The sequence below is a fragment of the Nocardia sp. NPDC055029 genome (assembly GCF_053608525.1).
In genome coordinates this window covers 75,929-101,383 of sequence record NZ_JBSGVQ010000022.1, presented here as the reverse complement: position 1 = coordinate 101,383, position 25,455 = coordinate 75,929, and the positions used below count along the sequence as shown (strand labels likewise).

At 70.0% G+C, this 25,455-nt stretch carries 25 protein-coding genes; 13 read left to right on the top strand and 12 right to left on the bottom strand.

Features of this window, described 5'->3' with window-relative positions; translation table 11 throughout:
* Positions 1-19: 19 nt before the first annotated feature.
* Positions 20-1,480, bottom strand: coding sequence for a DUF3027 domain-containing protein (locus tag ACWF9G_RS19990; protein ID WP_452516976.1), 1,461 nt, complete (start codon positions 1,478-1,480; stop codon positions 20-22).
* A gap of 17 nt (positions 1,481-1,497) precedes the next feature.
* Here ACWF9G_RS19990 and ACWF9G_RS19985 point away from each other — a divergent pair, with 17 nt between their 5' ends.
* The 3 genes from ACWF9G_RS19985 to ACWF9G_RS19975 all read left to right on the top strand — a co-directional run bounded on the left by ACWF9G_RS19985 (position 1,498) and on the right by ACWF9G_RS19975 (position 4,692).
* A complete protein-coding gene (locus ACWF9G_RS19985) occupies positions 1,498-2,274 on the top strand; it encodes a glutaminyl-peptide cyclotransferase (protein WP_452516974.1) in 777 nt (258 codons plus the stop codon).
* A 67-nt stretch (positions 2,275-2,341) separates the two neighbouring features.
* The gene (locus ACWF9G_RS19980; protein WP_452516972.1) at positions 2,342-4,180 is read left to right on the top strand and encodes an MFS transporter; all 1,839 of its coding nucleotides are present in this window, start codon (positions 2,342-2,344) and stop codon (positions 4,178-4,180) included.
* The gene (locus ACWF9G_RS19975) at positions 4,177-4,692 is read left to right on the top strand and encodes a DUF2771 domain-containing protein (RefSeq protein ID WP_379307626.1); all 516 of its coding nucleotides are present in this window, start codon (positions 4,177-4,179) and stop codon (positions 4,690-4,692) included. Before ACWF9G_RS19980 ends, ACWF9G_RS19975 begins: the two co-directional genes overlap by 4 nt.
* A gap of 48 nt (positions 4,693-4,740) precedes the next feature.
* Here the strand turns inward: ACWF9G_RS19975 and ACWF9G_RS19970 are convergent, their stop codons facing one another.
* Positions 4,741-5,160, bottom strand: coding sequence for a cold-shock protein (locus tag ACWF9G_RS19970; RefSeq protein WP_189031244.1), 420 nt, complete (start codon positions 5,158-5,160; stop codon positions 4,741-4,743).
* Between the two features lie 162 nt (positions 5,161-5,322).
* Here ACWF9G_RS19970 and ACWF9G_RS19965 point away from each other — a divergent pair, with 162 nt between their 5' ends.
* Positions 5,323-5,556, top strand: a complete 234-nt coding sequence (locus ACWF9G_RS19965) for a hypothetical protein (RefSeq protein WP_452516970.1) — start codon at positions 5,323-5,325, stop codon at positions 5,554-5,556.
* A 373-nt stretch (positions 5,557-5,929) separates the two neighbouring features.
* Positions 5,930-6,538, top strand: a complete 609-nt coding sequence (locus tag ACWF9G_RS19960) for a transglycosylase family protein (RefSeq protein ID WP_379307622.1) — start codon at positions 5,930-5,932, stop codon at positions 6,536-6,538.
* A gap of 66 nt (positions 6,539-6,604) precedes the next feature.
* Here the strand turns inward: ACWF9G_RS19960 and ACWF9G_RS19955 are convergent, their stop codons facing one another.
* The gene (locus ACWF9G_RS19955; RefSeq protein ID WP_189030191.1) at positions 6,605-6,796 is read right to left on the bottom strand and encodes a hypothetical protein; all 192 of its coding nucleotides are present in this window, start codon (positions 6,794-6,796) and stop codon (positions 6,605-6,607) included.
* Between the two features lie 39 nt (positions 6,797-6,835).
* Here ACWF9G_RS19955 and ACWF9G_RS19950 point away from each other — a divergent pair, with 39 nt between their 5' ends.
* The gene (locus ACWF9G_RS19950) at positions 6,836-9,136 is read left to right on the top strand and encodes a helicase-associated domain-containing protein (RefSeq protein ID WP_379307620.1); all 2,301 of its coding nucleotides are present in this window, start codon (positions 6,836-6,838) and stop codon (positions 9,134-9,136) included.
* Positions 9,137-9,146: 10 nt separating this feature from the next.
* Here the strand turns inward: ACWF9G_RS19950 and ACWF9G_RS19945 are convergent, their stop codons facing one another.
* Positions 9,147-9,656, bottom strand: coding sequence for an LppU/SCO3897 family protein (locus ACWF9G_RS19945; RefSeq protein WP_379307618.1), 510 nt, complete (start codon positions 9,654-9,656; stop codon positions 9,147-9,149).
* A 108-nt stretch (positions 9,657-9,764) separates the two neighbouring features.
* Here ACWF9G_RS19945 and ACWF9G_RS19940 point away from each other — a divergent pair, with 108 nt between their 5' ends.
* Both ACWF9G_RS19940 and ACWF9G_RS19935 read left to right on the top strand, forming a co-directional pair.
* Entirely contained in the window at positions 9,765-10,625 is an 861-nt protein-coding gene (locus ACWF9G_RS19940) for a hypothetical protein (protein ID WP_452516968.1), read from the top strand.
* Positions 10,626-10,713: 88 nt separating this feature from the next.
* Positions 10,714-11,601 (top strand): LLM class flavin-dependent oxidoreductase, encoded by an 888-nt coding sequence (locus tag ACWF9G_RS19935; protein WP_452516967.1) that lies wholly within the window; start codon positions 10,714-10,716, stop codon positions 11,599-11,601.
* 21 nt (positions 11,602-11,622) lie between these two features.
* Here the strand turns inward: ACWF9G_RS19935 and ACWF9G_RS19930 are convergent, their stop codons facing one another.
* From ACWF9G_RS19930 to ACWF9G_RS19915, 4 genes are all read right to left on the bottom strand, one after another.
* On the bottom strand, positions 11,623-12,015 hold the full coding sequence (locus ACWF9G_RS19930; protein WP_452516965.1) for an SgcJ/EcaC family oxidoreductase: 393 nt from the start codon (positions 12,013-12,015) through the stop codon (positions 11,623-11,625).
* A 112-nt stretch (positions 12,016-12,127) separates the two neighbouring features.
* Complete coding sequence (locus ACWF9G_RS19925; protein ID WP_452516964.1) at positions 12,128-13,519, bottom strand: M1 family metallopeptidase; 1,392 nt, start codon at positions 13,517-13,519, stop codon at positions 12,128-12,130.
* A gap of 71 nt (positions 13,520-13,590) precedes the next feature.
* Positions 13,591-14,256 (bottom strand): DUF3239 domain-containing protein, encoded by a 666-nt coding sequence (locus tag ACWF9G_RS19920; protein WP_379307609.1) that lies wholly within the window; start codon positions 14,254-14,256, stop codon positions 13,591-13,593.
* A 94-nt stretch (positions 14,257-14,350) separates the two neighbouring features.
* Positions 14,351-16,018, bottom strand: coding sequence for a DNA repair helicase XPB (locus ACWF9G_RS19915; protein ID WP_379307607.1), 1,668 nt, complete (start codon positions 16,016-16,018; stop codon positions 14,351-14,353).
* 373 nt (positions 16,019-16,391) lie between these two features.
* Between ACWF9G_RS19915 and ACWF9G_RS19910 the strand changes: the two genes are divergently transcribed.
* A complete protein-coding gene (locus ACWF9G_RS19910; protein WP_452516995.1) occupies positions 16,392-16,988 on the top strand; it encodes a LysE family translocator in 597 nt (198 codons plus the stop codon).
* 268 nt (positions 16,989-17,256) lie between these two features.
* On the top strand, positions 17,257-17,874 hold the full coding sequence (locus tag ACWF9G_RS19905) for a trimeric intracellular cation channel family protein (protein WP_379307654.1): 618 nt from the start codon (positions 17,257-17,259) through the stop codon (positions 17,872-17,874).
* A 10-nt stretch (positions 17,875-17,884) separates the two neighbouring features.
* Here the strand turns inward: ACWF9G_RS19905 and ACWF9G_RS19900 are convergent, their stop codons facing one another.
* Positions 17,885-19,063, bottom strand: a complete 1,179-nt coding sequence (locus ACWF9G_RS19900) for a pyridoxal phosphate-dependent aminotransferase (protein ID WP_452516961.1) — start codon at positions 19,061-19,063, stop codon at positions 17,885-17,887.
* A 174-nt stretch (positions 19,064-19,237) separates the two neighbouring features.
* Between ACWF9G_RS19900 and ACWF9G_RS19895 the strand changes: the two genes are divergently transcribed.
* Positions 19,238-19,453, top strand: coding sequence for a hypothetical protein (locus tag ACWF9G_RS19895; protein WP_379307603.1), 216 nt, complete (start codon positions 19,238-19,240; stop codon positions 19,451-19,453).
* 50 nt (positions 19,454-19,503) lie between these two features.
* On the opposite strand, the gene sigJ is transcribed toward ACWF9G_RS19895, so the two are convergent.
* Complete coding sequence (gene sigJ / locus ACWF9G_RS19890) at positions 19,504-20,397, bottom strand: RNA polymerase sigma factor SigJ (RefSeq protein ID WP_379307601.1); 894 nt, start codon at positions 20,395-20,397, stop codon at positions 19,504-19,506.
* Positions 20,398-20,463: 66 nt separating this feature from the next.
* Here sigJ and ACWF9G_RS19885 point away from each other — a divergent pair, with 66 nt between their 5' ends.
* A complete protein-coding gene (locus tag ACWF9G_RS19885; RefSeq protein ID WP_452516959.1) occupies positions 20,464-21,042 on the top strand; it encodes a GNAT family N-acetyltransferase in 579 nt (192 codons plus the stop codon).
* A 136-nt stretch (positions 21,043-21,178) separates the two neighbouring features.
* Here the strand turns inward: ACWF9G_RS19885 and ACWF9G_RS19880 are convergent, their stop codons facing one another.
* Entirely contained in the window at positions 21,179-23,872 is a 2,694-nt protein-coding gene (locus tag ACWF9G_RS19880) for an ATP-dependent RNA helicase (RefSeq protein WP_452516958.1), read from the bottom strand.
* A 133-nt stretch (positions 23,873-24,005) separates the two neighbouring features.
* Here ACWF9G_RS19880 and ACWF9G_RS19875 point away from each other — a divergent pair, with 133 nt between their 5' ends.
* Positions 24,006-24,623 (top strand): LysE family translocator, encoded by a 618-nt coding sequence (locus ACWF9G_RS19875; protein WP_379307593.1) that lies wholly within the window; start codon positions 24,006-24,008, stop codon positions 24,621-24,623.
* Here the strand turns inward: ACWF9G_RS19875 and ACWF9G_RS19870 are convergent.
* A complete protein-coding gene (locus ACWF9G_RS19870; RefSeq protein WP_379307591.1) occupies positions 24,617-25,402 on the bottom strand; it encodes a helix-turn-helix domain-containing protein in 786 nt (261 codons plus the stop codon). The two genes, ACWF9G_RS19875 and ACWF9G_RS19870, sit on opposite strands and share 7 nt — an antisense overlap.
* Positions 25,403-25,455: the final 53 nt, after the last annotated feature.

Sequence of the window (25,455 nt, the reverse complement as noted above, 5' to 3'; positions counted from 1 at the left end):
AAGGGGTCCGCCGAACCGTTCAGCGCGCCACCGACGATCCGTGCTCACTCACCGAATCGCCCGCACCCTCAGCACCCGAATCAGATTCAGCCGCGCCCTGTTCGGCCACGGTCTCCTGTTCGTCGGCCGCAGCCTCCGCGCCCGATGCATCGGCTCCAACCTGTTCGGCACCAGCAGAAGTCGCCTCAGCAGCCGTATCAGCGACAACGTCGGTGTCCGAAGCGAGCTCAGCCCCAGCGCCCGAGGCCGGTGCCACCGTCGCGACTTGGTCGGATTCCGTCACAGCCTCAGCGGTGGAAGCAGATTCGGCCCCGATGTCGCCGGCGCCGGTAGCAGTCGCGCCCGCGGCCACCTCGGCGTCAGCCTGCGACTCCGTGGCGGCAGCCTGGGCGGCCTTCGCCTCAGCCGGAGCTTCCGCGGCGACAGCCTCCGCACCGGTGGCGGGCACAGCCTCCGCGGCCACGGCCTCAGCACCCGAGGCGGACGCACCCTCAGCGGCGACAGTCTCGGCATCCGGCGCGGACTCAGCGGCAGTCTCCGTAGCCGGGGCGGACGCAGCTTCCGCGGCGACGACCTCGTCGGCCGACTCCGGGCGGGCACCTTCGGCGAGTGCCGCGCGTTCGGCGGCCGCCGCGTCCGCGGCTTCCGCCTCGGCGGTCTCCTGCGAGACGGCGGGCCGTCCTGGCTCGACTGCCGCAGCGTCAGCCTCGGCCGCTGCCACGGTGCCGGCAGGCCGCACGATCTCGACGAAATCCACGGCGTGGTCGTCGAAGGCTTCGTAGCGGGGTGAACCGTTGCCGCTGGGGGCGACCACGTCGGAGTGGGCGCCGCAGCCGTATTCGATGTGGACGACGTGGCCGTCGGCGCCCATCGCGTTGCCGCAGACACCGAACGATTCGCGCAGGGCGCCTGCCAGGGGCAGGTAGAAGCCGCAGAGGCCGCAGGTGGAGGGGGCGGCCTTGGCCATCTCGGTGTCGGGGCCGAACTCGGTGTACCAGCGCTGGGCGGCGTCGAGGCGACCTTCGAGGCTGAGCACCTGGGTGCGGCCGAGGCCGACCTCGTAGGCCACCTCGTCGACGACCGGGTCGCCGTTGGCCACATAGCCGGGGACCAGACGCGGATCGTCGGCGGGCGGGGCAAGCAGGTCGCCGGGGCCGAGGTCGCCGGGGCGCACGCGCTGCTCCCACGGGATGAAGTCGGGGGAGATCAGGGCGTCGGGGCCCGGCAGCAGCGCCGACTCGCTGACCGTGGCGTATTCGGCCTCCGGCGGCGCGGCGACGACGACGGCCCACTGCCAGCCGCGGTAACCGGGCAGGGTCGCCTCGAACCGGTGGGTGGCCGCCGTCTCGTCCTCGGCACTCACCCCCAGATGGGCTCCGACCCCGTCGGGTTCCAACTCGACGAGCGCACGACGTGCGACTTCGGCCGCATCGGCCAGAACAGGACGCACGCCGGACTCCGAAACAGATACTGCGCTCACGGCATACATTTTGCCGTATGAAGTGCAATCGGAGTTCGTTGGCCGTCGCAGTGCTGGTCAGCCTGCTCGGCGCGACGGCTTGCGGCGGCTCGGAAGAGCCTGGCCCGCCGCGCTGGCGTGTGGAGGTGATCGGCTCGTCACCGCACGATCCGCAGGCTTTCACCCAGGGTCTCGAGGTCGTCGACGGAGTCCGCTACGAGAGCACCGGCATGTGGGGCGTGTCGAGCGCGCGGGCCGCCGACCAGGCCACCGGCACCGAGACCGCGCGCGTCGACCTGCCGGACCCGATGTTCGGGGAGGGCATGACCAGGGCGGGCGCCATCGTCTGGCAGCTGACCTGGAAGGACGAGGTCGCCATCGCGCGCGACCCGGTCACCCTGGCCGAGACCGGCCGCATCCGCTACGAGGGCGAGGGGTGGGGCCTGTGCGCGCAGCCGCGACGGCTGGTGATGAGCGACGGCACGCCCACCCTCACCTTCCGCGATCCAGTGACCTTCGCGGAAACGGGCTCGGTGACACTGACCGGCTACCGCGACCCACAGCCGAACGAGCTGGACTGCGCCCCCGACGGCACGGTGTACGCCAACAACTACCCCTCCGACGAGATCCTGCGCATCGACCCGGACACCGGCCGGGTGCTCGCCGTCATCGAGGCGGGCGGCTTGCTCAGCCGCGGCGAGCGGGCAGGCACCGATGTCCTCAACGGCATCGCGCATCTGCCGGGCACCGACCGGTTCCTGCTCACCGGCAAGTACTGGCCGCGCCTGTTCGAGGTGCGGTTCGTGCCGAAATGACGCGATCTGGCCGACACTGCCGCGCCGCGAGTGAACGCCGTGTGCCCGCGTGCGCCAGAATTGGACTGTGACTACGCCCCGCGAACCATCCGGTCCCGACCGTGGTCGCCGGGACGGTACCGCCGCGGGCGCCCCGCCCGGCCGACACCCCGGCTTCGGGCAGTACCCGCCGCGCGCGGGTCACGACGAACAGCCGCGGCGGCCGTCCGCACCGCGCAAGGTCTTCCCCAGCCCTGACTCGCCTGATCCGCCGACGGTGAGGTCGAGGAGCCTGTTCCGGCGCGGCAAGGCGGACCCCGATTCCGCGGCAACCACACCGCTGCGTGGCGCCCCCGGACCGAATCCACCCCGGGAGCAGGGTCGACCGGCCGACGACAAGCGCGCCGCTCCCCCGCCGACCCGCCCGCTCCCCCGCGCCGAAGAACCCGCCGACGACGAGGTCAAGCAGCGGATTCCGCGCAAGCTCACGGTGACCCGCGTCGCCGCGATGCGCAGCAGGGAACTCACCGAACGCGGCTTCGCGACCTTCCAGCGCGCCGCCAAGGCCGACGGCGCCGACCAGTCCGGCCTCACCGCGCTCACCTACGCCACGATGGCCAATTTCGCACTCGACGCCGCGATCGCCGTCTCCCTGGCCAACACCCTGTTCTTCGCCAGCGCCACCGCCGAGTCCAAGACGAAGGTGGCGCTGTACCTGCTGATCACGATCGCCCCGTTCGCGATCATCGCGCCGCTGATCGGTCCGCTGCTCGACCGGTTGCAGCGCGGTCGCAGGCTGGCCCTGGCGACGACGTTCGGGCTGCGCGCGATCTTCGCGGTGCTGCTGATCGTCGAGATCGACACGTGGGGGCTGTATCCGCTGGCCCTGTGCATGATGGTCGGCTCGAAATCGTTCGCGGTACTCAAGAGCGCGGTCACGCCACGAGTGCTGCCACCGGATATCGATCTGGTCCGTACCAACTCACGATTGACGGTGTTCGGCCTGGTCGGCGGCACGATCGGGGCAGGCGCGCTGGCCGCGCTCGCCGCGCTGATCGCCGGCTCCACCGGCGCGCTGGTGCTGGCCACCGGTATCGCCATCGCGGGAGCGTATCTGAGTCTGCGGATTCCGTCGTGGGTGGAGGTGACCGAGGGCGAGGTGCCGGCGACGCTGAGCTATCACGGTCCCGACGCGCACACCGAGGTGCTCGAGCCGGGCCAGGAGTCGTCGGTGCCGGCCAGGAAGCGGCGGCAGCCGCTGGGCAGGGCGGTGGTCACCGGGCTGTGGGGCAACAGTTCCATTCGCGTGCTCACCGGCTTCCTGACCTTCTACATCGCCTTCGTCGCCAAGGGTTCCGGCGGCAGCCCGACCGAGCAGGCGGCCATGCTCGCGGCGGTCGGCGCCGCGGCGGGCTTCGGCAATTTCGGCGGCAACGCGACCGGCGCACGGCTGCAACTCGGCAGGCCCTCGCTGGTGGTGCTCGGCTGTACCGCCGCGTGCACCGCGGTCGCGCTGTTCGCGATGCTGACCGGCAACCTGTTCGGCGCGGTTTTCGCCGCGCTGGTCGCGTCGGCGGCGAGCGCGCTGGCGAAGGTGTCGCTGGACGCCGCGATCCAGGACGACCTGCCGCCGGAGTCCATCGCGTCCGGTTTCGGCCGGTCGGAGACGGTATTGCAGCTGAGCTGGGTGATCGGCGGGGCGGCCGGTGTGCTGTTGCCGATCGAATTCTGGAAGGGTTTCGCGGTGATCAGCGTGATCCTGGTGGCCGGGCTGATCCAGACCTTCGTCAGCTACACCGGGCATTCACTGCTGCCGGGTCTCGGCGGCAACCGGCCGCAGCACGCCGAGCAGGAAGTGCCAACTACCCATCCGTTCCGGGCAGGCCCCGGTGCGGTTCCGCGAGGGACAGGAGACCCCATCCGGTGAGCAAGCTCAACGTCCGCACGATCGTCGCGCTGGTCGCGGTCGGCCTGTTCGCCGTCGCCGCGGTGACCGCCGGGCTGGTCGCGTACGCCGTGTCGAAGGCGCCCGAGCACCAACCGCAGATCACCGCGTTCGCGCACGGCGAGACCGTCACCGTCGATCCGTTCATGTACTGCACCGTGACGATGCAGGACTGCCGGTACGGCGAGATGGCCGAGCTGCCGGTGCAGTCGGGCAAGCCGGTGCAGATCTCGCTGCCGGACCAGATCTCCGAATCGCCCTGGCTGGTACAGCTGATCTACCAGCGCCCCTCCGGCGAGCAGGTCGACCGGGTGCTCAGCTTCGCCGACTACCCCGCGGGCATCCGTGCGCTCACCGTCGAATCCCAGCCCGAACCGGACCTGCGCCTGATCGGCATCGAGGTGCAGCTGCCGATCCTGGCCCGCGACACCGCCACCGGCCGCGAGAGCTACATCCCCCACGCCGCCTGGTCGATCAGCACCCCTGAGGTATAACGCCGAAAGCCCCGGCCTCGCGGAGAGGCCGGGGCAGAAAAGCCGGAGCTAGTGGTCGAGTTCGCGCGCCACGGCGCGGACGACCTCGGAGATGCGCTGGGACAGCTTGCGATCCGGGTACTTGCCCCGGCGCAGGTCCGGCTGGACCTTGGTCTCGAGCAGCGTGATCATGTCCTCGACCAGGCCGTGCAGCTCGTCGGGCGACTTGCGCGGGCCCGCGTCCTTACGGGCGGGCTGCTGAGACTGGTTGCCGCGCACGGTCGGCGGCGCCTCGAGCAGCTTCAGGCTGAGTGCCTGCGGGCCACGACGGCCCGCGGCCATGCCGAATTCGACGCGCTGTCCGGGCTTGAGCCCTTCGACGCCCTCGGGCAGCGCGGAGGAACGGACGTAGACGTCCTCGCCCTCGTCTTGGGAAAGGAAGCCGAAGCCCTTTTCGACGTCGTACCACTTCACCCGGCCGGTCGGCACTGCGCTCACCCGTTCATCATTCGACACCCGGACCCTTGTGGTCCGGGTTACTTCGTACTCTTTGTCGCGAAAAGAACGCGCCCCACAACAAGGCAGGACGCGATGTGTGCAGAGTCTACCCCGGTGGCCATACCGCGAGCACATCAGTTTTACGGTGCAACGGTGACCAACACACCTCCGCCCGCACGCGACCCTCGGCGTCCGAGCGATCGCCTGCTGCAACTCGCCGTCGTGCTGTTCGGAATCGGGATCCTGGCCGTGGTCGCGATCTTCGTGACGCCGATCGTCTCCGACAGCTCGCCGGGGCTGTGGCTGTACGGCCTGGCGATGCTCGCGCCGGTAGGTTTCCTGCTCGGCCTGGTGTTCGCGTTGTGGTCGGGCCGCCGCACGCGTTGACGCGTCAACCGGTTACCCCGGCAGATCGATGCCAAGACAGAGGTGTGATCCTCGTCACATAACGGCATGGTCACGAAGTGAGCGTGCAACCGTCGCGCACACGCGGCACCGCGACTACCTGCGCGGACACCTCCGGGATAACCCTGAGACCACCCCGATACCCGTCCTCACACGCCGGTTACCAAATAGTGACTTTCCCCGCTGTCCGTCGTACCGTTTCTCTCAGCCGGGGCAACCCCCGGAACCACCGGCCCGCCGCACCGAACTTCACCCCGCGGGTACCGGACCCCGATTGGAATCAGGGGTGAGGGCGGACCGGGAGACCTCTCGATCCGGACCACATGCAGGTGCGCACGAGAGGGAGAAACCCGATATGAGTGGACGCCACCGCAAGCCGACTTCCACCGGCCGCACTGTCGCCAAGGTCGCCGTCACCGGCGCCATCATCGGCACTGCCAGTGCAGCTTTCGCAGGAAACGCCAGCGCGGCCCCCGACTCCGACTGGGATAGCCTCGCGCAGTGTGAAGCCGGCGGCAACTGGGGCATCAACACCGGCAACGGTTACCAGGGTGGGCTGCAGTTCTCGCCCTCCACCTGGAACGCACACGGTGGTGGCGAGTACGCCGCCACGGCCAACCAGGCCAGCCGCGAGCAGCAGATCGCGGTCGCCGAAAAGGTTCTCGCTTCGCAGGGTTGGGGCGCTTGGCCCTCCTGCTCGTCCAAGCTTGGCCTGAGCAGCGGCCCGACCGAGCGCATCGCTCCCTCGGCCCCGAGCTGGGCCCCGCAGGTCAACGTCCCGCAGGTGCAGGATCCGAGCCAGGAAGTCTTCCAGGCTGTCGACCGCGCGCTCTCCGTCGTGCAGCAGCAGGGTGTCGCCGTGCCGCAGCAGGCGCTCGATTTCTTCAACTCGGCCAAGGGCACTCAGCTCGACCCGGCCGTGATCGACTTCTTCGAGGCGAACAAGGGCCTGCTGCCCTCCTGATCGCCACCGCAGACAACAAGAGCCCGCATCCCCCAGGGATGCGGGCTCTTGTCTTTCGCGTCCGAACTACACCCGGTTGATGACAGTCTGCGGGTGGATGTACGGCAGCTTGGCCGCCGGGACGGGAAACTCGGTGTCCTCACCGAAGGGCGAGAGATTACCGGCGCGGGTCGACGACAGTTCGGTCACGGCGTGCTCGCCGTCGGCCACCTGCGGCCAGCCGTTGTCGACGTAGGGTTTCTTCGATTTGTTCACCACGGCCTCATTCTGGCATACGCACAACGTAGGCTGGATCGGATGATCGCGACGGACTCCCTCGCCGATTGGCTCGGTGCGCGCACCGACGACCAGCTGGTGAAACTGCTGCAGTTGCGGCCCGATCTGGCGGTGCCGCTGCCCGCGTCGATGTCGGTGCTCGCGGTGCGCGCCCAGCAGCGGGCCTCGGTGCTGCGCGCCGCCGACGACCTCGACACGCTCGAGTTCGCGATCATCGAGGCGCTCACGGCCAACGAGGACGCCCGCACCATCGGCACCGCGATCACGCCGCTGTCCAAGACCACCCTGCACGCGCAGCTGAAGGACCGGGTCACCAAGACCGCGTTCACCGCCGCGCTGACCCGCCTGCTCGACCGCGCGCTGGTCTGGCAGACCGGCGACGGCCTGCACCTGACGCCCAGCGCCGCCGAAGCCCTCCCCTGGCCCCTCGGCGCGACGACGGCGCTGCCGGACGCGCTCACCGAGCCCGAGGTCACCACCGCGCTGGCACAGGCCAGCCCGGCCGAACGGGCGCTGCTCGAGAAGCTGGCCACCACCGGCCCGCGCGGCCGCACCAGAGACGCCGCGCCCGGCACGCCCGCCGACCGTCCGGTGCCGCGTCTGCTCGACGCCAGGCTGCTGCACCGGATCGACGACGAGACGGTCGAACTGCCGGTGACGGTCGGTCAGGTGCTGCGCGGCGAACCGGTCACCGACCCGCATGCCCTCGCCCCGCCCAAGCCGACGCTGACCAAGCACGCGCCCGCCGAGGTGAACGCGGTCGGCGCGGGCGAAGTCGGTGAGCTGCTGCGCGATTGCGCCGATCTGCTCGACGCGCTGGGCCGCCTGCCCGCCCCCGCCCTGCGCGCGGGCGGACTCGGCGTGCGCGAATTGCGCAGGCTGGCCAAGCAGACCGGCGTCGATGAGCAGCGCACCGGCCTGCTGCTGGAATTGCTCGCCGCCGCGAAGCTCGTCGAGAAGGGCTTACCCGAGCCGACACCGGAACTCGACACCACCGACGACTTCTGGGCCCCCACCCCCGCCGCCGACGCCTGGCTCGACGCACCGCCGGCGACCCGCTGGGTGCTGCTGGCGCAGGCCTGGCTGGACCTGGACCGCATGCCCTGGATGATCGGCCTGCGCGACGCCGCCGACAAGCCGATCGCCGCGCTCTCGGCGGAGCTGCGCATCCCGCACGCCGTGCGTGACCGGCACGCGATCCTCGGCCTGCTCGCCGAGTACCCGAGCGGCTCCGCGCTGTCCGCGTCCGATATCGGCAAGCTGCTGGCCTGGCGGATGCCGCGGCGGCGCAGGCACTTCCGCCTCGACGCGGTCACCGCGACCCTCGCCGAGGCCGCCACGATCGGCATGCTCGGTCGCGGCGCGCTCGATTCCGCCGCAAGGGCCCTGCTGCACGGCGCGCCGACCAGCGTCGCCGACGCCGAGGCCGAGATGGCCGCGGCACTGCCGGAACCGGTCGATCACGTGCTCGTCCAAGCCGACCTGACGGTGATCGCCCCCGGCCCGCTCGTCCCCGAACTCCGCGCCAGGATCGCGCTGGTCGCCGACGTGGAGTCGGCGGGCGCTGCCACGGTCTACCGGGTCGGCGACGCCTCGGTGCGCCGGGCACTGGACGCCGGGATGACCGCCGCCGAACTGCACGCCCTGTTCGCCAGTCACTCCCGCACGCCGGTCCCCCAGTCGCTGACCTACCTCATCGACGACGTCGCCCGCCGCCACGGCCAGCTGCGCGCAGGCATGGCCCAGTCGTTCCTGCGCAGCGACGACCCGGCCCTGCTCGCCCAGGTCCTGGCCGCACCGGTGGCCGACACCCTGGCCCTGCGCGCGATCGCGCCGACCGTCGCCATCGCCCTCGCTCCGCTCGGCGAACTGCTCGACCAGCTGCGCGAGGCCGGTTTCGCCCCGGCCGGTGAGGATTCCGCAGGCGCGATCGTCGACCTGCGCCCGCGCGGCGCCCGCATCGCCGTACGCCCCCTGGCCCGCAAGCCCTACCGCCCTAGTCCCCCGAGCGACGAGCAGTTGTCCCTGCTGGTCACCGAACTGCGCGCGGGCGAACGCGCCGCGGGTGCCCGCACCGGCCAATCCGTGCGCACCGACGGCACCCGCACCGGCACCGCGGCCACCCTGGCCCTGCTCCAACTGGCCGCCAGGGTGGGCCGCCCGGTGAACATCGGCTACGTCGACGCCCAGGGCGTCGCCAGCCAGCGCGTGGTCGAACCGATCCGCGTCGGCAACGGCCAGCTGGACGCCGTCGACCCCGTCACCGGCGCCACCCGCCACTTCACCCTGCACCGCATCGCGTCGGTCGCCCTGCTGGACTGACGCTCCAGAATTACGGCTTGGCCATGCAGAACGTCGTCTTGGGGTCGGCGACCGTGCGGAACTGGGTCGCGTCGGTGCCGCACTCGAGTTCGTCGGCAACCCCGTCGATCCGCTTGACGACCTTGAACGTCGCCTCGGGCGCGGTACAGGCGACGGCCTCGGCGGGGCGCTTGCCCGCGTCGGCGTAGCAGCTGCCCTGGGCGAAGTTGGGGGCCAGGCAGAGCGCGGTCTTGGTGTCGCCGACGGTGCCGTTGAAGGTGGCGTCGGAGACGGCGCAGGTCAGCGGGGCCGTGCCGACCTGAACGATCCGGTAGTTCGACGTCGCCGCCGAGCAGTCACCGACGGTCGCCTTCATCGCGTCGGCCGCGTTGTCGGTGACCTCGACACAGGCGCCCTTGGTGGCCGCACCCGCGGACGAGTCGCTGTCCGACGAACAGGCGACGACCGCCCCGACCAGTGCGACCGTCGCCACGGGGGCGAACACGATCCGCGCCAGCAGTCGCTTTCCTGGGAAAATCACTGAAAACCTCACTCACCGAACGGTTCAGGCATACATGGCCGCCGGTGACGATACCCAAGCCGGTGTCGTCCGCGCTCGGCCGCGTCGAACCTGGCTACCATCGCAAAGATGACCATCGACGATGTCGCAGGCGAGCTGTACGGCCTCGACCCCGGCGACTTCGTGGCGACCCGCACCGAGCGGGCCGCCCAGGCGCGCGCCGAGGGCGATCGCGACCTGGCCAAGGCCGTCACCGCGCTGCGCAAACCCACGGTCGCGGCGTGGACGGTCAACCTGCTGGCCCGGCACGCGCCGAAGGAGATCGCGGCCCTGCTCGACCTCGGTGACGCCTTGCGTTCGGCGCAGCGCCAGCTCTCCGGCGACAAACTGCGCGCGCTCGGCGCGCAGCGCCAGCAGGTGGTCAACGCGATGACCAAGCGGGCGGGCGAGCTGGCCGCCGAGCACGACCGGCCGGCGAGCGAACAGGTGCTGCGCGAGGTCGGCCAGACCCTCACCGCCGCGCTGGCCGATCCCGACGTCGCCGATCAGGTCCGCGCCGGCGTCCTGCCCGCCACGGTCACCTACGACGGTTTCGGCCCTGCCGGGCTGGTCGCGATCACCGGGGGCAAGGCCGCAGCGCCCGCGAAGCGCGCGAGCACCCGCCGTTCCGGCAAGTCACCGGAGGACGTCGAGGCGGCACGTCGCGCCGAGGCGAAGCAGGAACTCGACGACGCCGAATCCGCGCTCGAGACAGCCCGTTCAGCGCGGGATGAAGCGGAAACCGCCGCCACACAGGCCAAAACAGAGCTGGAAGAGATCGAGACTCGCATCGACGAGTTGCGCACCGAACTCGAGCACGCCGAGCAGCAGCGCCATTTCGCCCGCACCGCCGAGCATCGGGCACGCGGCGAATTGACCTCCGCACGCAGTCAATTCGAACGATTGCAGCGATCGGCCGTCCGCGCCCGCGCCCGCATGGAAGAGGAATAGTCAACCGCCCGACCACGTCGACCCCGAGGTCATCGCTACAGTCGCGGACTGGCTGAAGGCGCGCTGACGGGGCTGGCATGATCGCGGTGTGGACCTACGATTCGGTATTCAGTTGGCGCCGACAGCGACCGAGCTGCCGCAGCTACGCGCGATGGCCGTGGTGGCGGACCGGGAAGGCCTGGATCTGCTCGGCATCCAGGATCATCCGTACTCGGGCGGGCTGGCCGATACGTTCGCGGTGATCGCCACGGTACTGGCGGAAACCGAACGGCTGCGCGTGTTTCCGGATGTCGCCAGCCTGCCGCTGCGCGGGCCCGCGATGCTCGGAAAGCAGGCCGCGACGTTGGATCTGCTCAGCGGCGGGCGATTCGAACTCGCGGTGGGAGCCGGCGCGTTCTGGCCCGCGATCGGCGCCATGGGCGGACCGGTGCGGTCCAATCCCGAAGCGCTGCAGGCGCTCGAGGAAGCTACCGCGATCATCCGCGCCATGTGGCATCCGGGGACGAAGGCGACAGTCGAAGGCACGCACTACACCGTGCACGACGTGCAGTCCGGACCCGCGCCAGCGCATCCGGTCGGGATCTGGTTCGGCAGCGTCGGCCCGAAGGCCAACGCCCTCACCGGACGTATCGCCGACGGGTGGGCCGCGCCCATCCCGCACTACCTACCGTACGAGAAATGGCAAGCGACACAGGACATCATCTCCGCCGCCGCGATCGACGCGGGACGCAAACCGGCCGACATCACCCGGATGGCGCAACTCGTCGGAACGATCACCGACACTCCGGGACCGGTCACCTTGCGCGGCGAGGAACCGATTCGCACCGACGCCGCGGGCTGGGCTCGCGTACTGGCCGATCTCGCCACGGAAACCGGCTTCGACACCTTCGTGTACTGGCCGGAATCCGCCGACGATACCCAGCTTCGCCGCTGGATCGGTGACGTCGTTCCAGCCACCCGCGCCTTGTGCGCCTGACCGTCCCCGGCGCGCCACCCGCTACCCGATACTCACCGGGGTGTTCTGCCCCGTGCGGATACGCCATTCGCTCGCCCGCTGCTCGAGAGTCAAGATGATCACACCGTGCATCGGGTCCGGCGCCGAATCGTCGCTACCTCGTGTGCGTTGCCGCGCAACGACCTGCACGAATGTCGGTGCCAACTCGATAGTCTTCTCGAGGTGGTAGTGCACATTCACGTCGTGCAGTGGCCCGTTCGCGCCGAAGACGAAACGCTGTTTGGTCAGCAGTTCGTCCCGGCCGGCGGCCACACTGCCACTGAAGTTCACGAAAGTGCTGTCCTCCCAGAACAATGCGTTCATGCCGTCGGCGTCGTTGGAGTTGAACGCCCCTTCATACCGCTCCAGCACCCGCACTGCCGCATCGATCGTCATCGCTTCTCCTAGCCTCGGTTTGACGCAGTACAACCAAGGCTAGGAGCTCGAGTGCACTTCAGGTAAAGCCCGCCGAGCTGGATCACATTCTGATCGACCCCGCCGCGGCGATTCAGAGGCCCAGCGTGCCCGGGTACAGGAATGCCTCCCGCGGCGGCGACGTCGAATCCAGCCACTCGCTCAGGAATTCACCGAGCGGCATCGAAGTCCGGCTCTGCAGGAACTCCCGGAATTCCGGCATCGAGGCGTGGCCGTCGCGGTGCTCGTCCACGAAATCGCGGATGGCCGTGAAGAACACGTCCTCGCCGAGCAGTTTGCGCAGCGCGTGCAGGAACAGCGGCCCGCGGTAGTAGACCGAGGTGAACTCGTTGCCGACGCCCGGATTCGCGAGCGCGATCTCCCAGAACTCGGGGTCGTCACGGAATTTCGCGATCGTCTCGCGGTATTTGGTGTCGACGTCGGCCTGCTCGACCCGCTCGATCCAGAGGTACTCGGCGGTGTAGCTGGCGAAGCATTCGTTGAGGCAGATGTCGGACCACTGCTTCACCGACATGGTGTCGCCCCACCACTGGTGGGCCAGCTCGTGCACCACGGTGTCCAGGTCGGCCCACGGCGCATAGGTGGGCCGGGTCTGGGTCTCCAGCGCGAACGGGATCGCGGCGTCGACGTAGATCCCGCCCGCGACGTCGAACGGGTAGGGACCGTACAGGTTTTCGAGGAAGTCGAGGATTTCGGGCAGGCGCTGTTCGTCCTCGCGGTTGGCCTCGGACTCCGGCGCGAAGGCGCTCAGCACCGGGGTGCCGTTCGCCCGCCGCTGTTCGAGGAAGGTGAAGTGGTCGACCGCGACCGTGGTCAGATACCCGAGGACGGGCGACCTGGTCTCCCAGGTGGTGACGAGCCTGCCGTCGCGCACCTCGTGCACGGTGCGATCGCCCGTCGACATCACCTCCCAGTCGGCGGGCACGGTGGCGTGCAGGGTGAACGTCGCCTTGTCCAGCGGTGTGTCGTTGAGCGGATACCAGGTGCTCGCGCTGTGCGGCTGGCCGACGGCGAACGCGCCGCCGCTCGGCGCGTAGGTCCAGCCCTCGCCCGCGGTTTCGGCGGGCTGACCGGCGTAGTCGACGATGATCCGCATCGGCAGGCCGGGCGGCAGCGGGAGCAGCGGGGTGACGACCAGTTCGCGATCGCCGTCGCGGGTGAATCCCGCGGGCTGCCCGTTCACCGTCACCATCAGCACCTCGGGGCCGCGGTAGTCGAGGTTGAACTGGGCCAGCGGCTGGGTCGCGCCGGCATCGATGCGCGCGGTGCCGCGCAGGAAGGAGGTGGGCGGGTCGTAGTCGAGCGTCAGCTCGTAGTGGTCGACGTCGTAGCCGCCGTTGCCGTCCAACGGGTAGTAGGGGTCACCCAACCCCGGCGCCCCGATCAGCCCCTGGTCCGCGCCGACCGGGCGGATACCGAGCGTCAGTATCGCCAGGATCGCGCAGAGGGAGGCCGACCATCGCATCTGGACAGGTACCTTTCGCCGGATCGAGCCCCGCGGACAAACCCCATCGTCCCAGCCCCGCGGCGAGACTCCTAGCCCAGGTCGCCGGGCAGCTGCTGCGGGTCGAGCAGCAGGCGTTTGGTCGCCGTGCGCCGTACCCGCGCGGCCAGCGCCAGGTTCGCGGTGAGCAACTGCCATTCGACCTCGGTGATCTCGCCACGTGCCCGCTCGATCACCGCGCTGTCGCGGGTACCCCACGCGATCGGCATGGCGGTGACCAGCTGCCAGCGTTCGCCCACCTGCCGCGGCGCGCTGTCGGTACGGACCGCGACGGCGGGCACCCGCTCGCCGGGCTCGGGCGCGTGGCCGGGCAGCGTGCGCACCTTGCGGGTGATCAGCGCCCAGCTGCGCGTGGCCGCCGTTGGCTCGGCGACGTCGACGAGGGCGAGCAGCACGATGCCGGACGCCTCGGTCTCGGTGACCACGGCGGGCACCAAAGCACCGTCCTGGTACAGCTTTTCGATACTGGAGCGGTGCGGAGTCCACAGCGCGACCCACAGCGCGATCGCCGCGACGAGGACACACACCACCGCGAGCAGGTACCCCCACGCCTGCCCGCTCCACAACAGCGCGGCCGTGGCCGCGACGGCGAGCCCGGCCACCAGCAGCGCGACCACGCGCAGCCTGCGTAACCCGGTGAACGTCTCGTTGACCGCATGAGCGTGCTCACGGTCGACCACGAATTCGAAGCGGCGCACGGTTCCTTCCTAGCACAAGTTGCGGAGGAGTTTCCTCCACTTATCTGCCGGGGACTTCACCGCACGGTACCGCGATCCGACCTGCCGATCAGCGCTACGCGCCGTCACCGATCGGCGGTCCGAGCAGATCGTCGGCATCGGTGATGCGGTAGGCGTACCCCTGCTCGGCGAGGAACCGCTGCCGATGCGCGGCGTACTCGGCGTCGAGGGTGTCGCGGGCGACCACGGAATAGAAATGCGCCTGTCCCCCATCCTGTTTCGGCCGCAACAGCCTACCGAGGCGCTGCGCCTCCTCCTGCCGCGAACCGAAGGTGCCCGACACCTGCACCGCCACAGACGCTTCCGGTAGATCGATGGAGAAGTTCGCCACCTTGCTCACCACCAGCACCGGCACCTCGCCGGACCGGAACGCGTCGAACAGCGCCTCGCGTTCCTTGTTCTTGGTCGCGCCCGTGATCACCGGCGCGTTCAGATCGATGCCGAGTTCCTCGAGCTGATCCAGGTACGCGCCGATCACCAGCGTCGGCGCGTCCTTGTGCCTGGCCAGGATCGACTCGACCACCGGGATCTTGGTGCGCGCGGTGGAGCACAGCTTGTAGCGCTCCTCCGGCTCCGCGGTCGCGTACGCCATCCGCTCGGCGTCGGTGAGCGTCACCCGCACCTCGATGCAGTCGGCGGGCGCGATCCAGCCCTGCGCCTCGATGTCCTTCCACGGCGCGTCGTAGCGTTTCGGGCCGATCAGCGAGAACACATCGCCCTCGCGGCCGTCCTCACGCACCAGCGTCGCCGTCAGGCCGAGCCTGCGGCGCGACTGCAGGTCCGCGGTCATCCGGAAGACCGGCGCGGGCAGCAGGTGCACCTCGTCGTAGATCACCAGGCCCCAGTCGCGGCTGTCGAACAGCTCCAGGTGCTTGTACTCGCCCTTGGTCTTGCGGGTGATCACCTGGTACGTGGCGATCGTGACCGGGCGGATCTCCTTGCGCTCACCGGAGTACTCGCCGATCTCGTCCTCGGTCAGCGTGGTGCGCGCCAGCAGTTCGCGGCGCCACTGCCTGCCCGCGACGGTATTGGTGACCAGGATCAACGTGGTCGCCTTGGCCTTGGCCATGGCGGCAGCGCCGACCATCGTCTTGCCCGCGCCACACGGCAGCACCACCACGCCCGAGCCACCGGCCCAGAACGAGTCGGCGGCCATCTCCTGGTAGTCGCGCAGGTGCCACTTGGCGTCGGTGTAGTCCAGGCCGATGTCGTGCGCCTCGCCGTCGACGTAGCCGGCCAGGTCCTCGGCGGGCCAGCCGATCTTCAACAGCATCTGCTTGATGTGGCCGCGCTCGGACGGATGCACGATCACCGTGTCGTCGTCGATGCGCGCACCGAGCATCGGCGCGATCTTCTTGTGCCGCAGCACTTCCTCGAGCACCGCGCGATCCAGGCTCACCAGGCACAAACCGTGCGCCGGATGCTTGACCAGCTGCAACCTGCCGTAGCGGCCCATCGTGTCGACGATGTCGACCAGCAGCGGCTGTGGCACCGCGTACCGCGAGAAGTTCACCAGCGCGTCGACGACCTGCTCGGCATCGTGGCCGGCCGCGCGGGCATTCCACAGCGCCAGCGGCGTGATCCGGTAGGTGTGCACATGCTCGGGCGCACGCTCCAGCTCCGCGAACGGCGCGATGGCCTGCCGCGCGTTGCCTGCCAGCTCGTGCTCGACCTCGAGCAGCAGGGTCTTGTCGCTCTGCACGATCAATGGGCCGTCGGTCACAGTGCTCCTCGGCGGCCGGAGCCGCGGGTTCTGGGCCTCGCGACCCTCGACTCAGCACTCGAGACGGGCGCCTGCTGCGCACGCGCTTCGACTGCTGGGGCGAGGGGCAGCCCCGAACGGGCTCGTCAGCCCTGTGCGGGGTGCGTTCGGCCGGGATGTTTCTCCAGTGGGTACCGACGCGATGGGCGCTTCGGCAGCCTTTGTCGATTGTACGGATCGGGACCGACACGACCTGGGCCGATTCGGCCGCCCGCGCGATAGCCGGGGTCCAGCGGGTGTCGACTGGACCGCGACAAGGCCTAGCTGACCAGGTCAGACTCGACGAGTGCTTCAGACAACGGCGGTAATCGGGGTTGCGGCGGCGGCGCTCGGCATGGTGCTGACGCCAGGGCCGAACATGATGTATCTCGTATCACGGACGGTTTCGCAAGGACGGCAAGCGGGAATGATCTCGCTGGCCGGGGTCGCGGCGGGGTTCGGGGTGTATCTGCTGGCCGCCGCGGCGGGGATCACGGCGGTGTTCGCGGTGGTTCCCGGGCTGTATGTGGCGATCAAGCTGGCCGGCGCCTGCTATCTGCTGTGGCTGGCCTGGCAGGCGGTGCGGCCGGGCGGGTTGTCGGTGTTCGCGCCGGCCGACCTGCCGATTGATCCGGCGCGACGGCTGTTCACCATGGGATTCCTCACCAATCTGCTCAATCCGAAGATCGCGATCATGTACATGGCGCTGATCCCGCAGTTCGTCGATCCGGAGCGCGGGACGCTGTGGCTGCAAAGCCTGTCGCTCGGCGCGGTGCAGATCACGGTCGCGCTTACCGTCGACGCGCTGATCGTGCTCGGCGCGGCCGGACTGGCCGCCTTCCTCACCGCGCGGCCGCTCTGGCTGCGGACCCAGCGGTACCTGATGGGGACCGCGCTCGGCACCATCGCGGTGCTGCTCGCCACCGACAAGGCGCGGCCCGCCCCTGCCTGAACTCAGCCCCCACCGCGGCGGGCGAGTGTTCGACGAGGACACCCGCTGCCGCCGGGCCGCGCCACCGTGAGACCCGGCGTCGCGACGTGAAGTGCTTCCGCTCACACGCCAGGGGGCGACACGGTGAGGCCGGGTGGTCGGCGGTGAACTCCTGCGTGTCACGCTGCTGGGTGGTCCTGGCGAGAAGGAGTGAGCGGTGAGTGTTGGGTTGCTGGTGGCGGTGGTCGCGACCGGGCCGTCGGTGACGGAACTGGATTCGGCGGTGACCATGGTGCATCGGGGCGGCGAGCTGCTCGGGGTGATCTCGTTCGCCGCGTCCGGCGCGCTGGTCGCCGCCCGCAAGCGGCTCGATCTGTTCGGCATCGCGGTACTCGCCACCGCGACCGCGCTCGGCGGCGGCATCGTGCGCGACCTGCTGATCGGGCGCACGCCACCCGCCGCGTTCACCGACCTCACCTACCTGTCCGCTTCCCTGCTGACGGCCTTCGTCCTGTACTTCATCGCGCCGTCGCCCCGGCTCACCAAGGGCCCGCTGGAAATCGCCGACGCGATCGGGCTCGGCCTGTTCTGCGTCACCGGAACCGTGATCGCCGACTCGGCGGGTCTCGGCGCGCCCACCGCCGCGCTGCTCGGCATGACGACGGCGATCGGCGGCGGCGTCCTGCGCGACGTGCTCAGCGGCGAGGTGCCGCGCGTGCTGCGCCCCGACCAGGACCTCTACGCCATTCCCGCCCTGTTCGGCGCGGCCACCACCGCCACCCTGCTGCATTTCGACCTGTACCGGGCGTGGACAGGGTTGCTCGCCGCCGCCGGTGCCATCGGGTTCCGGCTGCTGGCCCGCCATTACCAATGGCACGCGCCGCTGGCCCGCCACGCTCGCGACTGAGCCAAGGGCGTCAGCGCACCGGCATACCCGCGCGCAGGCGCCGCACTCCCTCGTCGATGGTCTCGTCGCGCTTGCTGAAGGTGAAGCGCACCAGGTGTTTCCATTCGCCGGGGTGGTCGGTGAACACACTCACCGGCACCGCGACGACACCGAGACGCGCGGGCAGTTCGCGGCAGAACGCCAGCCCGTCCCGCGCGCCGAGCGGGCGGATGTCGGCGCAGACGAAGTACCCGCCGGAGCTGGCGGCGACGCCGAAACCGGTGTCGCGCAGCGCGGCCGAGAGGCGCAGCCGCTTGTCGGACAGTCCGTCACGCATGGCGCGCACCCAATCGAGTTCGGCGTTGATCGCGTGCGCGACCGCCGGCTGGAACGGCCCGCCACCGACGAAGGTGAGGAACTGTTTGGCCGCGAGCACGCCGTCGAGCAGCGGCGCGGGCGCGCACACCCAGCCGATCTTCCAGCCGGTGACATTGAAGGTCTTCGCCGCGCTGGACACCACGATGGTCCGCTCGCGCATGCCGGGCAGGGTGGAGATGCTGATGTGCTCGGCGCCGTCGTAGACGAGATGCTCGTACACCTCGTCGGCCAGCACCAGCAGATCGTGTTCGCCGGCCAGCTCGGCGATGGCGGTGAGATCGGCGCGATCGAGCACCGAGCCGGTCGGGTTGTGCGGTGAATTGATCACCAGCATGCGGGTTTTCGGGGTGATCGCGGCGCGCAGACTATCCAGGTCGAGCACGAAACGGTCGCCGTCGGGGACCAGGCGCGCGGTCCGGCGCCGGGCACCGGCCAGCGCGACCGCGGCGGCGTAGGAGTCGTAGTACGGCTCGATGAGCACCACTTCCTGGTCCGGCTCGACCAGCCCGAGCAGGGCGGCGCTGATTCCCTCGGTGGCGCCGACGGTGACCAGCACCTCGGTGGCCGGGTCGTAGGCGGTGCCGTAGCGGCGGGCGCGGTCGTCGGCGATCGCCTGGCGCAGCACCGGCATGCCGCGGCCGGGCGGGTACTGGTTGAGCCCGTCGGCGATGGCGGCCCTGGCGACCTCGAGCATGCCAGCGGGCCCGTCGGTATCCGGGAATCCCTGACCCAGATTCACCGCGTCGTGGCGGACGGCCAGTTCGGTCATCTCGGCGAAGATGGTCGATCCGAACGGGCGCAAACGGGAGACAGTGGGCGGCGCAGACGACATCTCCGCAGCGTATCCCACTTTTCGACTACGTTGCCGACCGATAGCGAACACGCATGTTTCACAAACGTTTTGGCGGGTTGACCTGCGCTATTGTGCGATCACCCAGGCTGAGCTAGCCTCGCCGTGTTCTACCTCACACACCACTGCGTGGTGGTATATCGAAAGGGGCTCCTTATGGCCTCACCTCTGCTCGATTTCATCGCCGGACCGGCTGCGTCGGAGGTTGCCGGTTCCGCTCTGCGATTCATCCACGACCATCTGCTGGGCAGCCCGATCGTGGACTACTTCACCGGCTCGGCGACCCCGGACAACAACATGGGTTCCTCGACCGGCGACCACAACCTCGGTTCGTCGACCGGCGACCACCAGTGGGGGTCGACCTACCCGTAGACACTCGCGGCATCGGACCGGATCGCGCGGGTCCGGTCCGATGCGAGGGGTCAGCGCAGCCGCGCGCCCGACAGCTTCATCACATTGGCGAAATCGTAAGCAGCCCAGACTTTTCCGTCGCGTACCGAGAATCCGAGGACGCGCACCGGCCGCCCGAACGGCGAGTTCGGATCGGTGAGCACGAGGCCCGATTGCCCGTTCACCGCGGCGAATCCCATGTCCAGCCCCGGTTCTTCCAGGTGCTTGCGCCACAGGCCCAGCGCCAGGCGCGCGATCTTCTCCGCTCCCGCAACCACATTCAGTGCGGTCTTGGTCGTTCCGCCCGCATCGGCGACGAAGGTCGCGTCCGGATGCAGGGTGGCCGCCACCGCCACCACGTCGCCGGTCGCCAAGGCGGCGAGAAACTTGTGCACCGCCTGATCGTGCACCTCGTCGGTGACCGGTTCCGGCGCCTTCGCCGCCGCCTTACGCGCCCGCACGGCCAATTGCCGTGCGGCATCAACGGAGACACCCAGGATCTCGGCGATCTCGTCGAACGGCACATCGAGGCTGTCGTGCAGGACCAGCGCAACACGCTGCTGTGGTGTCAGCGCGTCGAGCACCACCATCGCCGCCATCCGGCTGTCCTGATTGCGGACCACCACATCCAGCGGATCAGGGGTGCGCGACGGCGTGGTGACGATCGGCTCCGGAAGCCACTGCCCCACATAGGTTTCCCGGCGCACCACCGCACTGCGCAGATGATCGAGGCAGATCCGGCTGACCACCGTCGTCAGCCAGGCACGCAGATCGTCGATCTCGGACTGGTGCACCCCGGCCATCCGCAGCCAGCTCTCCTGCACCGCGTCCTCGGCGTCGCCGACGCTACCGGTGAGCCGGTAGGCGACCGAAAGCAGGTGCGCTCGATGCGATTCGAACAGGTCGGCGAGAAGCGGGGAAACCATCGTCGATGATCCTACGGACCGGAAAACCTGCTGAGAAACCGGGCGTCGACCTGTCAGGATGACACGATGTACGAGCACACGCTCACCGACGGCACGGTCTGGCTCACCCGCCCGGCCGGCGCCGACATCGACCGCATCACCGAGTGCTGCCAGGACCCCGAGGTGGGCCGCTGGACGACGATTCCCGTCCCGTACAGCCGCTCGGACGCCGAGCAATTCCTCGACCTGGTCGTCGCACCCGGCTGGGCGGGCAACGCGCCCGTCTGGGCGATCCGCACCGCCGAGGACGGGCAGGTCGAAGGCATGATCGGCCTGCACGCCCGCAGCCCCGGCGTCTGCGAGATCGGCTTCTGGCTCACCCCCGGCCACCGTGGCCACGGCCTGATGTCACGCGCCATCGCCCTGGTCTGCGGCTTCGCCTTCGCCCCCGACGGCCTGGCCCTGGCCCGCATCACCTGGCGCGCCATGGTCGGCAACCACCCCTCGGCCGCCACCGTCCGCCGCAACGGCTTCCACTACGAAGGCACCGCCCGCCTCGGCGGCATCCAGCGCGGCGCCCGCGTCGACGAATGGCACGCGGCCCGCCTGTCCACCGACCCACCCGGCCCCGCCGACACCTGGCCCGCCGACATCGCACCCCACTGAGCTACCTCCGTCCAGCGCGTCGGCGACATCCCGGGCGTGCGGCGGCGGGTTCGAGTGCACGCGTCGGGAGACTGGTCGCCGCGGATGGCCGACCACGATGTTCGCGTGAAAGCCTGGTGATCAATCGGCCGGCTGCTCAGTTCGGGCGGGTGGACGCGCGACGGGCGGTGCCGCGGTGGGCCGTGATCGTCGTCGGGTCCTCTGGCCAGGCGTGTTTCGGGTAGCGGCCGCGCAGGTCGGCGCGGACCTGGGGCCAGCCGTTCTTCCAGAAGCTGGGGAGGTCGGCGGTGACGGCGACGGGGCGCTGGGCCGGGGAGAGCAGGTGCAGCAGGATCGGGGAGCGACCGTCGGCGAGGGTCGGTGGGTCGGTCCAGCCGAAGATCTCCTGGACCTTCACGGCCAGGACCGGCGGTTCGGCGCTGTAGTCGAGGCGGATGTGGCTGCCGGAGGGGACTTCCAGGCGTTCGGGGGCGAGGTCGTCGAGCCGGGCGGCCTCCGGCCATGGGAGCAGGCGGCGCAGGGCGGTGCCCGCGTCGATGCGGGCGAGGTCGGATCGGCGGCGGGCGGTGGCGAGTTCGGTGCCGAGCCAGTGGTCGAGGTCGGCGAGGAGCGCGTCGTCGTCGACGGCGGGCCATGGGGCGCCGAGTGCGCGGTGCAGGAAGTCGAGACGCTGCCGTAAGTTGCGGGCGTCGTCAGTCCAGCGCAGGAGCTCGAGCCCCTCGGACCGCAGACCCTCGCGCACCGCCTTCTCCACCAACCACGTATCCGGTTCGCGCAGCGCCTTTTCCGACAGAACGATGGCCCCGAGCCGCTCCACCCGCCGGGCAACCACGTCACCCGACTCCCACCGCACCTCCTCGGCCCGCGTCACCAACCCGGGTGCGGCCTCCCTGGCGAGATCCTCATCAGCGATGGCCGCCAACCGAATTCGCCCCTCGGACCGCCCCGGATCTCGATCGGCCACCGCCACCGCGAGCCATTCCGCCCCGAGACCGGAACCCGGCGGCACAGTCACCGCCGTACCCCCAGCCATGAGATACGAAGACCCGCTCGCCCGCCGCTTAGCCAGCCGCTCCGGATGCGCCAGAGCGATCATGAGCGCGGCGACATCCGCAGCCGACGCCGATTCAGGCCTCGCATCGCCACGCGCGGCGACTGATGACGATCCGGACATCGCGCCGCCGGGCTTATCGACAGCCGATGCGGATCCGGGCCTGACGACGTCGCGCGTACCGGTCGATACCTCGCCGGATCGGCCGGTCCTGTCTGGTGCGGACTTGCCTGCCGCGGGGCCGTCGGCGGGCAGGTCGGTCGCGGCGACCAGTGTGGTCAGGCGCTGAACTTCCTTCGTCCAGCGGGTTGGGCGTTCGGCGCGCAGGGCGCGGAGTGCGGCGGCCGCGTCGACGCCCGGGGCCAGGGAGTCGTCGTCCATGAGGACCACCATTTCGGCGGCGGCGCGCGCACCGACGTGGGCGGCGCCGTCGAGGAGGGCGCGGGCGAGGCGGGGATGCAGGCCGAGGGCGGACATGGCGCGGCCGCGTTGGGTGATGCGGTCGGTATTGTCGAGGGCGCCGAGGGCGCGCAGGACGGTGCGGCCAGCGGCCAAGCCGCCTTCGGGTGGAGCGTCCCACCAGGCGAGGCCGGTGCCGTCGGGGGTTCCCCAGCAGGCCAATTCCAAGGCGAGGCGGGTGAGTTCGGCGGTGCGGATCTCGGGTTCGGGGTAGGCGGGCAGGGTTTGGTGCTCGTATTCGGGCCAGCAGCGCCACGCGTAGCCAGGAGCTTCACGGCCTGCGCGGCCTGCGCGCTGTTCGGCGACCGCGGCCGAAACACGGACGGTCGCGAGGCCGGAGAGGCCTCGACGGTGGTCGATGCGGGGCACCCGCGACAGACCGGAGTCGACGACCGCGCGGACACCGGGCACGGTGAGGCTGGATTCGGCTACCGCCGTTGACAACACGACGCGACGCCGAGCACCCGGCCGCAAGGCGGTGTCCTGGACCGAGCTGCCCAGCCTGCCGTGCAGCGGTACCACGTCGACCTCGCCGAGATCGCGCAGCAGACCCGCCGTCCGGTTGATCTCGCCGACCCCGGGTAGAAAGACCAGCACGTCCCCGGCGGTGGCGGTCAGCGCGCTGCGGACAGCCCGCGCGACCTGCGCTTCGATCCGCTCCCGTGGCAGCGCAGGCACGTAGTCGACGTCGACCGGATAGGCCCGCCCGTGTACTTCGATGACCGGCGCGCGCACCGCCCCCGGCGATGGTGGGGCGTTCCCACCGGAGCCGGACGCGGACGACGCGACAGACCCGTCCCCCGCGCCGAGCAGCACCGCGAGCCGATCCGCCGCCACTGTCGCCGAGGTGGCGAGCACCCGCAGGTCCGGCCGTAGCCCCGACCTGGCGTCGAGCAGCAGCGCCAGCAGCAGGTCGGCGTCCAGGTGCCGCTCATGGCACTCGTCGAGGACCACGGTGCCGACCCCGGCAAGTTCCGGATCACTCTGCAACCGCCGCACCAGCAACCCCGAGGTCACCACCTCGACCCGCGTCCTCGGCCCGACCTTCCGATCCCCGCGCACGGCATACCCGACGGCCTCCCCCACCTTCTCCCCAAGCAACGCCGCCATCCGCGCCGCCGCCGCCCGCGCCGCCAAACGCCGCGGCTCGGCCACGACGACCCGCCCCTCGGTCTCGGCAGCCAAGGCCAACGGAACCAGCGTCGTCTTACCTGTTCCCGGCGGAGCGACCAGCACCGCGACCCCGCGATCGGTCAGCGTCTCGACGATCTCGCCCAGCGCGGGCCGCACCGGCAGATCAGGCAGTTCAGGCAGCTTCATCACCCACCAGTCTGCCGACCCGCAACTACAAGGACAGCACCCACCCGTGGTGTCGACACCGAAATCCTGGCTCGACCGAGTAACCGATGAACATCTGTTCCCCCTACACCGAGTCCTGGTTAAGCTGCGGGAGATGAACACCGAGTTCGTCCTGACCACGCTCGTCATCGTCGCCACACCGGGCACCGGGGTCCTGTTCACTCTCGCCGCCGGTCTGTCCCGCGGCGTCCGTGCCAGTGTGATCGCCGCCTTCGGCTGCACCCTCGGCATCGTCCCGCACGTGATCGCGGCCGTCACCGGCCTGGCCGCGCTGTTGAACACCAGCGCCGTCGCCTTCCAGACGCTGAAGTATCTCGGTGTCGCCTATCTGCTGTACATGGCGTGGAACACCTTTCGCGACAAGGGCGCTCTGGCGATTCCCGATGAACAGGCAGGCCCGGCGCCCTCGGCGCGCACAGTGATCACCTCGGCGATCCTGTTCAATATCCTCAACCCGAAGCTGACGATCTTCTTCTTCGCGTTCCTGCCTCAGTTCGTGCCGAACGGCGCCCCGAATGCCCTGCCACGCATGCTCGAACTGAGCGCCGTCTTTATGCTCGCCACCTTCGTGGTGTTCGCCGTCTACGGCGCGGCGGCGGCCGCGGTGCGCGGCCACATCCTGTCCCGCCCGCCCGTGGTCACCTGGATGCGACGGATCTTCGGCGCCTCGTTCCTCGCGCTCGCCGGGCGCCTGGCTGTCCAGAATCAGTAGTCGGCGGCGCGGGTGCGGAAGTATCGGCGGGTTTCCAGGTCGGCGGGAAGGTAGACCTCGACGGCGATCTCGTCGAGCGCGATATCGAACGCCGCGCCGAAGGTGGTGACCGTGTTGACGAAGCTCAGCTCGGTTCCGCGATACGCCAACCGGATGCGCAAGGCGACCTCCGCCGGGTCGGGTGGCCCCGGCTCGTGCTCGGGTCCGAACGCCGCCAATTCCTCGTATAGAGCGTGCAATTGCGGATCTCCGCCGCGCGCGGCCTGATGGGCAAGGCGGGAGAGCAGGAACGACCGCACCTGCTCCAGGTTGCGCAGCCGCGGCGCGAGCCCGTCCGGACGCAGACCCAGCCGCATCATGTTGACAGGCGGCCGCAACAGTTCCGCGGCAGCGCCTTCCAGGAACACCTCGACGGCACTGTTGGCCAGCACGAGATTCCAACGCCTGTCCACCGCGAGCGCGGGAAACGGCTCGTGCGCGAGCAGCACCTGCTGCACGGTCTCCCGTGCCCGCACCAGATCGGGCTCGTCCAGCGGTTGCTCGCGGAAGACCGGCGCGTGCCCGGCGGCGACCAGCAACCGATTACGTTCGCGCAGCGGCACATCGAGAGTGTCGGCCAAATGCAGCACCATCGCGCTGCTGGGAATCGTGCGCCCCGTCTCGACGAAGCTGACGTGCCGCGCCGATACCTCCGCCTGGATGGCCAGATCGAGCTGACTCAACCGTCTGCGCACACGCCATTCGCGCAGCAGCTCCCCCACCGGACGATCGTGCGTCATGCCCCGAGTCTGCGCCCCACCCGACACCGCCGCCATTACCAGGCGGGTAATCG